Source organism: Roseomonas sp. FDAARGOS_362 (assembly GCF_002754815.1).
In the GTDB taxonomy this organism is placed as follows: Bacteria; Pseudomonadota; Alphaproteobacteria; order Acetobacterales; family Acetobacteraceae; genus Roseomonas; species Roseomonas mucosa.
In genome coordinates, this window is record NZ_CP024583.1 from 23,396 (window position 1) to 35,809 (window position 12,414).

Consider the following 12,414-nt stretch of genomic DNA (forward strand, 5'->3'; position numbering starts at 1 on the left):
CCCCATCAGCTGCGCCCCTGGCCAGGTAGGACGCTTGACGCTCTGTTCGCTGCCCTGAGCCAGGCCGGGGGCTTCTCTCCAGCGCGCTCACCGATCACACGCTGCAGGATGACCAGGGTGGATGGATCATGCTCGGATAGAAGCAGCGCACCCCACCAGCCTTTCGGCTGAGTGCTCCAGTCTACTTCCTTTCGCATCTCAGCCGTCACAGCCTCCATGAGGATGACATTCTCGGCTTGCGGAACAGCCTCCAGGGCCTTTCGGGCCGCGTGGCTCGTACGCGATTCCAGGCCCAGAAGGATCGCCAGCGCGCTTCGTCCAGCCTGCGATAGCGCAGCCTTCTGCACGGACAGCGCCGCCGTATCCCGCCCGAGGTAGGCTATGGGGCGGAGATCGCCGGATACCTTAGGCTCCAGCGCGAACCAGGCACGCAGGAGGTCGGCCTCCCGCTTCCAGCTCTCGGGGAGCGCATCTACGAAGGCTGCAGGCTCGTCCGTCAGCCCCTCCAGGACGGCGAACTGCTTGATCTGCCCATCCTCTGCTGCCTGGATCAGGGCATAGAACGCCTTGGTGGCATCCTCGCTCATGCAACGCTCGAAAAGCGCGACCTTGGCGATGATGTCCTCCGAGACGGGCATGGACCTCCTTCTAGCCAGCCGCGCACGCATCCGCACGACGTTCAGCATGCGCTTGATCAGGCGAGGGTTCCCGTTGACCGGCGGCATCGCGAGCAGGGGTGCGATCCGGTCGGCCGTGGAGAACGGAACAGCCTGGGGCGAGGCGGGATCCAGCCCGAGGACGGAGACCACATCGATCACCGAGATCGGATCGTCCCGCCACGCTGCCTGCAGGTTGTCCGTCAGGTCCTTGCGCAGACGGGCCTGGACCTCCGCCTCCATCCGTTCCGCATCGGCGAGGAGCTGAAAGAGGTAGGCCCGTACCTCGCGGACACCGAGGCGTGGAACCCGAACAGGAATCTGGATCAGCTTGTCGAGGTAGTCCGTCACGTGACGTTCGCCGATGTTGGCGAAGTGCGCCCGCACGGACTGGCGGACCATCTCCTCGTCGGCCGCCACCACGAAGGCGGTCCGGTGCATGGAGAGGAAGAGGCGCATGGCCTCCAGCGTGCGGATCGTCTGCTCCGGCATGCAGCGGTCTAGGTTGTCCACGAAGACAACGAGCGTCCTCTTCAGGCCACCCAGGACTTTGCCGAACTCCGCCTTGAACTCGTCGATCTCCCTGGGCGGGGTCCGCTTCGCCTTGTCCGAGATGAGGCCCTTCGCCCTGTCACCGACCTCCTTAGCGCCTTCCCGCACCTTCTTGAGGTCATCCTCGGTACCTCCACCCTCAAGCAGCCTCTCGCCCGCCGCTGCAGCTGCCCGCGCCGCACCGAACAGGGGAATGCCCGCAAAGGCCGCCCCGACCTCGGCCGCGACCCCCGCGGCGCGGAACCACCTGACCCGCCCGGCAAGCTCCATGGCCCGGCCAGGCAAGGACTTGTCCTCCGCATGTTCCGCGGCGGCGATCAGCGCATCGGCGACGGTCTCCATGAGTGCCGCCTTGGCATCGTCGTAACCCTGATAGAGCCAGGCATTGAACCTGACGACGATTGCATCCCTCGTCTTGGAGTCGGCCCTCAGCTCGGCCTCGATGATGTTCAGCAGGCTCGACTTGCCGGTACCCCAGGTGCCAAGGACACCAATCGACGTCGGCAGCATCCGCTCGTCCTGGATGACCTCGGCGACCAGGACCGCTGCCTCGCCGTAGTTCAGGAAGTCCTGCTTCGTGTCGATGTCGGCCCACACGGCCATGTCCTCCCGATGCACTCTTCGAATCGAGAGCGTCACTAATTTTTACACGGTCGGAGGGTTGGGAAAACGAGGAGGATTCGCGTGAGACAGCGCACCGGCGTCGGTTCCATCCGGCGGTGGCACTATCCGGTCTCCGCCGTCGACCGCGACCTGATCGCGGACAGCACGCCATCGCCGCACCCCCCTGCGGTGCCGAACTTGGCGCTTCCGGACGCTCGATGTCACCGGTTGCTAGGGCGTCTCTGCAAACGGAGGACGTTTCGGATCTGTGACCCCATATAGATGGGGTGAGACGAGGTGATTTGACGGAGGCGCAGTGGCGGCGGCTGGAGCCGCACCTGCCGCCTGAGAAGCCCCAAACGGGGCGACCGAACGCGCCGCATCGGCGCATCCTGAATGGCATCTTGTGGGTCCTGCGCACGGGCGCGCCCTGGCATGACCTGCCGCGGCACTATGGCCCAGCTGGGAAGGTGTCGAGCCGTTTCTATCGCTGGCGTGCCTCAGGGCTCTGGGACCGGATCCTGTCGGCGTTGCAGGCAGAGGCCGACGCGCGGGGCGAGGTGGACTGGGATCTGCACTTCGTGGATGCGACCATTATCCGGGCGCATCAGCACGCCGCCGGCGCCCGCCGAGACGGCGCTATCGGGGGGCGTGGCCCAGGCCAGGGAGGCACTGGGCCGCAGCCAGGGCGGCTTCTCCACCAAGCTGCACCTGCGTGCTGAGGGGAATGGCCGTCCGATCACGGCCGTGCTGACCGGCGGCGAGCGGCACGAGCAGATCGCCCTTGAGGCACTCTTGGATGGGGGTGCGATCCGTCGCCCTGGACGGGGCCGCCCCCGTCTGCGGCCGCGACGAGTTGCCGGCGACAAGGGCTACAGCAGCCCGACCGCCCGCGACCGCCTGCGGGGTCGGCACATTCGGCCTGTCATCCCGAGCAAAAGCAACCAGCGCCGCCAGCCCCGCTTCGACCGTGCGGCTTACCGACGGCGCAATCTCGTCGAGCGCCTGATCAACCGCCTCAAGCAGTTCCGCCGCATCGCCACACGCTACGAGAAGCGCGCCGCCAACTACCTCGCCATGGTTCACCTCGGCATGCTGCTACTGTGGCTGTAGCCTTTGCAGAGACGCCCTAGTGCCTTGCATGTCCTGAGCCTCCTCCTTGGACATCCAGGGAGATCACTCATGTCGACGGATCCGGCCGAGGCGGCCCAGCTCACGGCAGAGCTTTCCGACGCCATCCGATCCGGGCAGGACCGCCTCGCCCTGGAGCAGCTGAGTGGCGTCACCGCCTCCCTTGTCGAGGCCATCGCCGGGGGCAGGACGGAGGTCCAGGAGGTCCTGCATGTGGGCCTCGCCGATGCTGCCATCCTCCTGGCCACCCGCACCGGCGCCACCCCGGGGGAGTTCCGCATTCAAGGCATGATCGAGGCCCTGGGTGGGGTCGCCGATACCGCCATCCGGACCCACGGGATGGCCGACCTCTCCTCGGCAGGCCCCCATGGCCTTGCCCTCCGGGTTCTGCGGGAGGTCGGGCGCTCGCGGGGCCTCCTCTCCGACAAGGCAATCGCCCATGCCCTGGGTGTCCGCACGGCGGCCCTGAGGCCGACCCTCGAACGGCTCCAGGCCTCCAGTCTGGTACAGGCCTCGCCGTCCCTTGGATGCACCCTGTTCGTCGTGACCCGCCGGGGCCTGGATGCCATCCGGGCTAGCCACACCCCTGAGAGGGCGACATCCGCCAAGGATCAGGACACCGACGACGCCGGGGTATCTCCCGGCATGAGGCGGTGACGTGGTGACCATGATCCCGGATGCCCCGTCGTTGGATGGAGCGGCCCTGTCCGAGTGATCGGTGATCCTCGGCGGTGAGGAGACTGCGCTCCTGCCGTACCGCCGCGGTGAAAGAGCAGGATCGGACGAAGTTGGGTAGTCGGCTCTGAACAACCTGATCAGGCTGTTCGGCCCATTGCTGGATGGCGGCTGGTCTGTGTGAGGGCCTGAACGAGGCTGGCGAGAAAGGCGAGCAAGAGAGCCCGCAGGTGGGCGAGGATCTTGCGGATGTTGTGGCCGCAGCCGCAGAGGACGGCGTGGAGGGCGTCGCCGATGGTGCCCTTGAGGGCGCAGCGGGCGAGGCGGCCGTCGGCCTTCATGTGGCCGATTGTCAATGCTACTCGTGAGTTGGTTCTCCCGCAAATTCCGTGCTGTGGGCTCGTCGTTCCGGGGTAGGATGATCACATTGGAGGGGCGTCGTTCCTCTCTCTGAAAGCTGGGATTGTCCAAGCGTCTCCTGCCTCTGCTTCCAGCGGGGCTGCTGGTTCAGCAGGTCCTGCCCGCTTCCGATCACATCATCATCGCCGCCACGCTACCTCCCGAGGCCGCCGCCTGCCCAGCTTGCGGCACGTCGTCACGGCGCGTTCACAGCCACTACCAACGCCGCCTCGCTGATCTGCCATGGCAGGGCCGCCCTGTGACGCTGCGTCTCCAGGCACGGCGGTTCCGCTGCCTCGACCCGACCTGTACCCGGCAGACCTTCGCCGAGCGGCTCCCGGAGGTTGCGGCCGCCGGGGCACGGCGGACCCGGCGACTGGGCGATCTGCAGCGCTGTGTAGGCCTGGCGCTCGGGGGCGAGGCCGGCGCGCGCCTGATCGAGCGTCTAGCCATGGCGACCAGCCCGGACACGTTGCTGCGGATCACCCGCGCGGAGGGCCGGGACGCCATGCCGGCAGCGACGCCCCGGGTGCTCGGGGTGGACGACTGGGCTTGGCGCCGAGGCCATCACTACGGCACGGCGCTGGTCGACCTAGAGCGCAATCGCGCCGTCGACTTGCTGCCCGACCGCCAAGCGGAGACCCTGGCGGCGTGGCTGCGCCAGCACCCTGGCGTGGAGATCGTGGCCCGAGGCCGGGCGGGCGCCTACGCGGACGGGGTCCGGCAGGGCGCGCCCGGTGCAATCCAGGTAGCGGATCGCTGGCACCTGCTGCGCAACCTCGGAGATGCGGTCCGGGCCCTCGTGGAACGGCACGGCAACGCCACCGGTCGGGCGGCACAGCGGACCGCCGAGACGCAAGCCCAGGGCGAGCCCTTACCGGGCGTGCCGCCGCCTCTGTCCCATCCACCGAACGCGGCGCAGCGGGCGAGCCAAGCCTCATACGCTCGGCTGATATGGCCGACTCTCTTGGGATTTCCTGACCTGCACTGACGTGATTCGCTGTTCTCTGCAGCGATTCGCGGAGGTCAGTATGGCGGCACCGATCAAGATCACCCGGGATGAGCTGGATGCATCCGGGCTACGTCGAGCAGCGTGCCGCTGTGGCAGCGTTGCGGCCTCTCGTCGAATGCTGGCACTGGCCTTGGTGATGGAGGGCAGTTCACGGACAGAAGCGGCGCAAGCGGCTGGAATGGATCGGCAGACGCTGCGGGATTGGGTGCACCGCTACAACGAGGAAGGATTGGCCGGCCTTACCGACCGACAAGGCGATGTTGGCCCAAAGCGACTGCTCTCGCCCGAGCAGGAGCGTGAGGTCGCCGAATGGGTTCGCCGTGGCCCAGATCTGGCAGAGCACGGCGTTGTCCGCTGGCGCAGGGCTGACCTCGCGCGAGCGATCGAGACCAGGTTTGGCATCGTGCTGGCCGAACGCACGATCAGCACCGTGCTGCGTCGGCTGGGCTTCCGCCGCCTGGTGGCCCGCCCTCGCCACCCCGGCCACAACGCCGCGGCGCAGACGTCTTTCAAGGCAACTTCGCCGCCCTCGTAGATGCAGCCTTGCCCGAGCACGCCCGCGGCAAGCCGCTCGAGCTCTGGTGGCAGGACGAGGCCCGCATCGGCCAGCAAGGCACGCTGACCCGCGTGTGGGCCGAACGCGGCTCGCGGCCGGCGGCACCGCGCGATCAGCGATACGCTTGGGCCTACCTGTTCGGAGCCATTTGCCCGGCCCGTGGCACGGGGGCAGCCCTGGTGCTGCCGTTCGCCAACGCGGCCATGATGAACCTGCACCTGGCCGAAATCAGCGCCAACATCGCCCCAGGCGCGCATGCCGTGCTGACGATCGACGGCGCCGGTTGGCATCAGACCGGGGACAAGCTGCGCGTGCCCGAGAACATCACGCTCCTGCACCTGCCGCCCTATAGCCCGGAGCTAAACCCGGTAGAGAATGTCTGGGCCTACCTGCGCTCCAACAAGCTCAGCAACCGCGTGTTCAAAACCTACGACGCCATCGTCGACGCATGCTGTGACGCTTGGCTCTGGTTCACCAAACAACCCAAACGCATCACCTCTATCGGAACCCGTGAATGGGCACGTGTCACTCAATGAAGCCGGGCGTATTATTGGTCAAGCAAACCCGGCCATCGGCCAGGAACCCGGTGAACGCCTCCCAGCGCGTGAGGGCGTAGTCCAGCGCCTTGGCGACGTCGTTGTGGCGCGACATCCTGCCCCTGGTCTCCAGCATCCAGGCGTGGAGTTCAGCGACGAGCGGGGCCACGACGGCTTGGCGATGGGCCAGACGTTCCGCGACGGGGCACCCGTTCACCTCGCGCTCGGCCTCGAACACGCGGTCGATGCGCCGCACGGCCTCGGCCGCGAGTGGTGCGCGGGCAACCTCGGCCAGCTCGAACGCCTTTCGGCGGAGGTGCGCCCAGCAGGCGGCCTCGGTAATCGGCCCTGGCTTGCGGTCGGGGCGGTAGAGTTCGCCGAATCCGGCATAGGCGTCCGCCTGCAGGATCCCATCGTATGAGGCCAGGTGGCGCCTGGGGTGCTCGGCCGTGCGATCGCGGGAGAACTGGAACAGCGCGGCCGGTGGGGCCGGTCCGGCAAAGGGCCGGGCGTCCCGCACGTAGGTCCAGAGCCGGGCCGTGACGGTCTTGCCGCGGGCGAGTAGCGGCACGGTGGTGTCGTCCCCGTGCAGCCGCTCGGCGGCCAGGACATGCGCCGCGACGAGGGCGTGGAGCGGCGAGAGCACGGCCGCGGCGGTGCCGACCCAGTCGGCCAGGGTGGAGACGCTCAGCTCCACCCCCTCGCGGCCGTAGGTCTCGCTCTGGCGGTTGAGCGGCAGGTGCTGGCCGAATTTGGCCTCCAGGATCATGGCCAGCAGGTTCGGCCCGGCGCGCCCGCGGGCGATGGGGTGGAACGGCGTGGGCGGCTGGGTGATGGTCTCGCAAGACCGGCAGGAGAACCGCTCGCGCACGGTCTGGATCACCTTCCAGCTACGGGGCACCACCTCGAGGGTCTCGGTGATGTCCTCGCCGAGCTTGGACAGCTTGCCGCCGCAGCAGGGGCAGGCGGCGGGCGACGGCACAACCACCCGCTCGCGCGGCAGGTGAGCGGGCAGAGGACCCCGGACGGGCTTGCGGTGCGGTGGTGCCCCGGGTCGCTCCCCACCCTGGCTCTCCGCCCGCGCCGCCTCCTCGGCGACGGTTGCGATGAGGTCGCCGAGCTCCAGCTCCAGCTGGTCGATGAGCTTGCGGCCGCGCTCGGAGTGCGTATTCCAGTGATCGTGGGCGGTGGTTCCAGGCGATCGTGGGCACGAATTCCACGGCATCGTGGGCAGGTTTCCTGCCGATAGACCAATGGTTCAGGAAGGCTCCCTGACGTCAAGCGTTTGCGCGCTCATGGCGTGTCTGGCGGTGATGCGTCGCATGCTTTCTCCTTGGAGTTCGATGCGGTGGGCGTTGTGCACGAGGCGGTCCAGGATGGCGTCGGCCAGGGTTGGGCTGCCGATCACCGCGTGCCACTGCTCGACCGGCACCTGGCTGGTGAGGATGGTGGAACTGCGCCCATGGCGGTCCTCCAGGATTTCCAGCAGAGTTTCGCGTTCAGGCTGCGTGAGAACCGACAGGCCCCAATCGTCGAGCACCAGCAGTTCGACCCGGGCCAACGCTTTCAGAGCACGGCTGTGGCGGCCATCGCCACGAGCGACGGCCAGTGCCTCGAACAATCTGGGCACGCGCTGGTAGAGCACGCGGCGGCCATCCCGGCAGGCCTTGTGGGCGAGGGCGCAAGCCAGCCAGGATTTGCCGACGCCGGTCGGGCCGGTGACCAGCAGCCCCTCGTGGCGGTCGATCCAGTTGCCGGCGGCCAGCTTCTGGAACAACGCCCGATCGAGGCCACGCGGGGTGCGCAGGTCGACGTCCTCGATGCTGGCGTTGTGGCGGAGTGCGGCGTGTTTCAGCCGGGTTGCCAGCCGCCGGGTTTCCCGCTCGGCCGCCTCGCGGTCGACCAGCAGACCGAGGCGCTCCTCAAAGGTCAGGGCGGCGATGTCGGGGGATCGTCGCTGCTCTTCAAAGCCCCTGGCCATGCCGGCCAGGCCGAGCGCGATCAGCCGCTCATGGGTGGGATGGACGAGCATGGGCTCTCCTCTGGTGTCAGTGGAAGTAGCCGCCGCCACGGATGTTGCCGTGCAACGGCGGCGGCTGGCGGTCCGGCTCCTCCTCCAGAAAGCTCCGGTCGAGGCCGGTCTGCAGGATGGAGCGGATGGAGGTGACGGTGCGGGCGCGGATGCCGACGCCGCGGCCGCAGGCCGCCTCGAGCCGCGCGGTGCCATAGGTCCGGGCCAGGTCGAGGATGCCGAGGCAGGTCCGGAACCCCTGCTCGGGATGCGGCCGCGCCGCCATGACCGCCTCGCACAACGCCATGGTCGCCGGCCCGACCTTGCCGGCCTCCTCCAGCAGCCGCGCCGGCGTCCACTGGGCGTGGCGGCGATGCGCGCTCGGCATGTGCTCGGCGATGGTGGTGTGGCCCCGCCGGTGCGACACCCGGGCGTGGCTGGCGACCCGCTCGCCCTTGTGGAACACCTCGATCGTCGCCTCGCTGATGCGGAGGTCGACCAGCTGGCGGATCAGGCGGAACGGCACCGAGTACCAATGGCCATCGGCCTCGACATGGTAGTCCAGGCCAACCCGGCAGCGCCGCCAGCGGGCAAAGGCATAGGGCGGCGTCCGCAGGCCACGCAGTGCCGGTCCATCCAGACTGGCGAACAGCTCTGCCCGGCTGGCGCCAAAGCCCCGCATGATCCGGGCATTCAGCTCCGCGGTCAGGACGGTGATGGCGGCGTTGAGCTCGGCCAGCGAGAAAAACCGGGCATGGCGCAGCCGCGCCATGATCCAGCGCTCCGCCAGCAGCACCGACTGCTCCACCTTGGCCTTGTCGCGCGGCTTGCCTGGCCGTGCCGGCAGGATCGTGGTGCCATAGTACGCCGCCATCTCGAGATAGGAGCGGTTCAGTCCCGGGTCATGCCGGTCGGGATTGGTGACGGCGGCCTTGAGATTGTCGCAGACAACGAACTTCGGCACGCCGCCCAGCGCCGCGAACAGGTTCACATGCGCCCCCAGCCAGTCCGCCAGGGTCTCGCTCGCGCGGGCCTCGGCAAAGACCAGGTTGGAGGCGCCCATGCAGGCAACGAACAGCCTGGCCTGCCAGACCTCGCCGCTGCCCGGGTCGATCACGCTCATGGTGTCGCCGGCAAAATCAACGAAGACCTTCTCGCCGCCCACATGGCTCTGCCGCATGGTCGGCGAGACCTGACCTTTCCAGGTGTCATAAGCCTCGCAGAACCAGGAATAGCCAAAGCCATCGGGATGCTGGGCGCGATACTCTTGCCATAGCAGCGCCCGCGTCACCCCCCGCCGCCGCAACTCCCGCTCCACCTGCGCCCAGTCCGGCACGGGACGGCGGGCCGCCTCCGGCGCCGGCGGCCCCGGGAACAAGCGCCGCTCCAGCGCCGTGTCATCCAGCCCCGCCGGCAACGGCCAGGACAACCCGGCCGCCCGGGCCCGATAGACATAGGCAGCGACCGCCCCTTTGCTGATGCCAACCGCGGCCGCCAGGGTCCGGTCGCTCAACCCAGCCTCGAATTTCAGACGCAGTACGTCGCGGATCCGTCGCATCGACAATCTCTCGGTAGGCATCAGGCAGACCCCCTTCACAACGAGGTCTCCTTAGCCGGCTCAGACTGTCGGCAATCCACCCCAGGCAACCCTCATCAGGGTGCCCACGATCCCGTGGAATCGGTGCCCATCATCCCGTGGAAGCTATGCCCACGATGCCGTGGAATCTCTGCCCACCATCGCGTGGAATTCGCACTCGGAGGAGGCGCCGAACTTGTCGTGCCGGAGCTTGGCGATGACCAGCTTGAGGTGCGCGATCATCGCCTCGGCACCCGTGGCGCGTGCCTCCAAGCCTGTCGCACGAGCCTCGGCGGCGATGCGCGCCTCACGCTCCGCAGCCAGGGCAGCGCGGAGCGCCTCAACGTCTCCGGTCTGGTCCGGCGCGCGCGTCATGGGATGAGTGAATCAGACAGCGGAACCCACCGCCAGCACAATCACCGTCGCCCCCAGCAGGATCAGCCCGCGACTTGCGGTCGGTAGGTGTGCTGCGGGTTCCGCCAGTCGATACCATCCAGCATGTAGGCCAGCTGCGCCGACGAGATGGACACGGCGCCACCCGCAGGCGCGGGCCACAGAAAACGTCCCCGCTCCAGCCGCTTGGCGTAGAGCGACATGCCGAGCCCGTCATGCCAAAGGATCTTGACCAGGTCGCCGCGTTTGCCCCGAAAGACATAGAGGTCCCCGGCGTGCGGGTCGCGCCCGAGTGCCTCCTGCACCTGCAGCGCCAGCCCGTTCATGCCGCGGCGCATGTCCGTGTGGCCCACCGCCAGCCAGACCCGCACACCAGCGGGAACCGGGATCACCGCCGCAGCACCGACAGCACGCGCCGCAGCGCCGCCGTGTCCACGTCAGCCCCCACCCGCACGCAGGTGCCGTCCGGCAGCGCGATCTCGATCCGTGGGTCCGCAACCGCCACGGCGGGTGCCGCAGGCCCGGGAGGGACCGGGTCGCTCACCTGCACCGGCAGGAACACCGGCTCGGGTGCACCGGGAACCACCAGGCGGCCCTGCCGCAGCTGACGCCGCCAGTACCAGAGCAGGCCGCGGCTGATATCATGCCGCCGGGCTACCTCGGACGTCCGCGCCCCAGGCTGCGCCGCCTCGGCCAGCACGCGCAGCTTGTCCTCGGCGCGCCAGCGACGACGTCGCTCTACCCCGGTGATGATCTCCATCCCGCCCCCGTCCTTAGCGTCGCCCTTACGAGCGTCACTAAGCTCGACTTTGGCCATCTGAGGCAGGCGTAGGCGGCGAGGCGGGTGACTGGCTAGGCTGGCGTGTCCCCGCCAAGAGACGCCGCCATGCTTCACCTGCCATCCCGCTTCGCCGCGGTGATCCTGAGCTTTGCGCCGCTGTTTTTCCAGCGCAGCTGGCAACACGCGGAGGTGCTGCTGATCGGGGCTATCCTGGCACCCGGCAAACGTACGGTGACCAGCCTGTTGCAGATCAGCGGGCTCGCGCAGGAGCGGCGCTTCGTGAACTATCATCGGGTGCTCAACCGGGCGGTCTGGAGCCCCCGGGCAGCATCGCGTCTTCTGCTGGCGCACCTGATCACAGCCTTCGCGCCGGATGGGCCAGTCATTCTGGGCATTGACGACACGATTGAAGCTCTCCATCGGCGCGTTGTCCCAGCAGTTCCCCTTGCGGCTCATCGAGCAGAGCATGCCGTGCTCGGCGAGCCGGCGGCGATAGCCATGGGCGGCATATTGCACGCCGCGATCCGCATGGTGCAGGAGGCCAGGGGCGGGCCGTCGGCAGGCGATCGCCATGTCGAGTGCGGCCAGGGCGAGTTCGTGGCCGAGGTGGTCCGCCATGGCCCAGCCGACCACGCGGCGCGTGCACAGGTCCAGCACCACGGCCAAGTACAGCCAGCCCTCGGCGGTCCACAGATAGGTCAGATCGGCCAGCCAGACCCGGTCGGGCGCGGCGGCCGTGAAGTCGCGATCGAGCAGGTTGGGGGCGACCGGGAAGGCATGCCGGCTGTCGGTGGTGCACCGGAACCGGCGACCACGCCGTGCCGACAGCCCCATGCCGCGCATCAGCCGCGCCACCCGCTTGCGGCCAACCCGCCGTCCTTGGGCGCGCAGCGCGGCATGCACGCGCGGGCTGCCGTAGCGGCCACGGCTGTCGGCGTGCGTGGCCCGGATCTCGGCTGCGAGGACCCGGTCGGCCGCCGCCTGCCTGCTCTCCGGCCGGCGAGCCCAGTCGTAGTAGCCGCTGCGGCTCACGCCCAGCACCTCGCACAGGATGGCAACCGGAAAGACGGCGACGTGATCGCGAATGAAGCCATAGCTCACCTCCGGTCCGTCGCCTGGCCGAAGATGAGCGCCGCTCGCTTTAAGATGTCGCGCTCCATGCGCAACCGCTCGACCTCGCGCCGCAGCCGCCCGATCTCGGCCGCCTGCTCGGCCGGGCTCGGGCCGACGCGACGCGCCGGCGCCGCCGGTGGTGTCGGAACCGCCAGCGCCGGCGCGCCGCTCCCCACCGCCGTGCCCGTCGGCGCCCAGCGCAGCCAGCTGCGCACCAGCCGGTCCGGTAGGCCCAACTCGGCCGCCACCTGCGATACCGACCGCCCACCGCGGACCGCTGCCACCGCCTCCAGCTTGAACGCCTCCGGAAAGAACCGGCGCTTTCCGCTACCCTCTGCCATCCGTACCTCCAGGCCCTTCAGCCTATCAGAGGTGTCCGTCACAGCGGGACAGGGCCAGACGCCGTGGCAAGCGGATTGC

Annotated in this window: 9 protein-coding genes and 5 pseudogenes; 5 read left to right on the plus strand and 9 right to left on the minus strand. The window is 68.7% G+C overall.

Annotation, left to right across the window (positions count from 1 at the left end):
- Positions 1-5: 5 nt before the first annotated feature.
- A complete protein-coding gene (locus CTJ15_RS01875) occupies positions 6-1,811 on the minus strand; it encodes a P-loop NTPase fold protein (protein WP_099780942.1) in 1,806 nt (601 codons plus the stop codon).
- Between the two features lie 287 nt (positions 1,812-2,098).
- Between CTJ15_RS01875 and CTJ15_RS01880 the strand changes: the two are divergent.
- Positions 2,099-2,924 (plus strand): annotated as a pseudogene (locus CTJ15_RS01880) (IS5 family transposase).
- Between the two features lie 69 nt (positions 2,925-2,993).
- Positions 2,994-3,599, plus strand: coding sequence for a hypothetical protein (locus CTJ15_RS01885; RefSeq protein WP_099780943.1), 606 nt, complete (start codon positions 2,994-2,996; stop codon positions 3,597-3,599).
- A gap of 158 nt (positions 3,600-3,757) precedes the next feature.
- Here the strand turns inward: CTJ15_RS01885 and CTJ15_RS01890 are convergent.
- Positions 3,758-3,976, minus strand: a pseudogene (locus CTJ15_RS01890) (IS5/IS1182 family transposase); the annotation flags it as partial.
- 104 nt (positions 3,977-4,080) lie between these two features.
- On the opposite strand from CTJ15_RS01890, the gene CTJ15_RS01895 reads away from it, so the two are divergent.
- Positions 4,081-5,007 carry an ISL3 family transposase gene (locus tag CTJ15_RS01895; RefSeq protein ID WP_051544361.1) on the plus strand — a complete coding sequence of 309 codons (927 nt, stop codon included), beginning with the start codon at positions 4,081-4,083 and terminating at the stop codon, positions 5,005-5,007.
- 40 nt (positions 5,008-5,047) lie between these two features.
- A protein-coding gene (locus CTJ15_RS01900; RefSeq protein WP_099780945.1) for an IS630 family transposase occupies positions 5,048-6,120 on the plus strand; the annotation gives its coding sequence in 2 pieces (ribosomal slippage) (positions 5,048-5,543 and positions 5,543-6,120; 1,074 coding nt in all).
- 10 nt (positions 6,121-6,130) lie between these two features.
- On the opposite strand, the pseudogene CTJ15_RS01905 reads toward CTJ15_RS01900, so the two are convergent.
- The 6 genes and pseudogenes from CTJ15_RS01905 to CTJ15_RS25220 form a co-directional block, all read right to left on the minus strand.
- Positions 6,131-7,300: pseudogene (locus CTJ15_RS01905) on the minus strand (IS66 family transposase); the annotation flags it as partial.
- Positions 7,301-7,378: 78 nt separating this feature from the next.
- On the minus strand, positions 7,379-8,152 hold the full coding sequence (istB, locus tag CTJ15_RS01910; protein WP_099780946.1) for an IS21-like element helper ATPase IstB: 774 nt from the start codon (positions 8,150-8,152) through the stop codon (positions 7,379-7,381).
- 16 nt (positions 8,153-8,168) lie between these two features.
- A complete protein-coding gene (gene istA, locus CTJ15_RS01915; protein WP_099781084.1) occupies positions 8,169-9,710 on the minus strand; it encodes an IS21 family transposase in 1,542 nt (513 codons plus the stop codon).
- 123 nt (positions 9,711-9,833) lie between these two features.
- Positions 9,834-10,082 carry a hypothetical protein gene (locus tag CTJ15_RS01920; protein ID WP_099780947.1) on the minus strand — a complete coding sequence of 83 codons (249 nt, stop codon included), beginning with the start codon at positions 10,080-10,082 and terminating at the stop codon, positions 9,834-9,836.
- Positions 10,083-10,144: 62 nt separating this feature from the next.
- Positions 10,145-10,492 (minus strand): IS66 family insertion sequence element accessory protein TnpB, encoded by a 348-nt coding sequence (tnpB, locus tag CTJ15_RS01925; RefSeq protein WP_027297460.1) that lies wholly within the window; start codon positions 10,490-10,492, stop codon positions 10,145-10,147.
- Positions 10,489-10,917: a transposase gene (locus CTJ15_RS25220; protein WP_081798682.1), complete on the minus strand. Its 429-nt coding sequence runs from the start codon at positions 10,915-10,917 to the stop codon at positions 10,489-10,491. The genes tnpB and CTJ15_RS25220 overlap by 4 nt, the downstream gene beginning before the upstream one ends.
- 69 nt (positions 10,918-10,986) lie before the next feature.
- Between CTJ15_RS25220 and CTJ15_RS25225 the strand changes: the two are divergent.
- A pseudogene (locus tag CTJ15_RS25225) lies at positions 10,987-11,229 on the plus strand (hypothetical protein); the annotation flags it as partial.
- Between the two features lie 60 nt (positions 11,230-11,289).
- On the opposite strand, the pseudogene CTJ15_RS25230 reads toward CTJ15_RS25225, so the two are convergent.
- Positions 11,290-12,335, minus strand: a pseudogene (locus tag CTJ15_RS25230) (IS3 family transposase); the annotation flags it as partial.
- Positions 12,336-12,414 lie beyond the last annotated feature (79 nt).

Bases quoted from the DNA above. Each gene is read 5' to 3' on its own strand.
- istA (WP_099781084.1), bottom strand. From the start codon at position 9,710: ATGCCTACCGAGAGATTGTCGATGCGACGGATCCGCGACGTACTGCGT.
- istB (WP_099780946.1), bottom strand. From the start codon at position 8,152: ATGCTCGTCCATCCCACCCATGAGCGGCTGATCGCGCTCGGCCTGGCC.
- CTJ15_RS25220 (WP_081798682.1), bottom strand. From the start codon at position 10,917: ATGGCCAAAGTCGAGCTTAGTGACGCTCGTAAGGGCGACGCTAAGGAC.
- CTJ15_RS01885 (WP_099780943.1), top strand. From the start codon at position 2,994: ATGTCGACGGATCCGGCCGAGGCGGCCCAGCTCACGGCAGAGCTTTCC.
- CTJ15_RS01875 (WP_099780942.1), bottom strand. From the start codon at position 1,811: ATGGCCGTGTGGGCCGACATCGACACGAAGCAGGACTTCCTGAACTAC.
- CTJ15_RS01920 (WP_099780947.1), bottom strand. From the start codon at position 10,082: ATGACGCGCGCGCCGGACCAGACCGGAGACGTTGAGGCGCTCCGCGCT.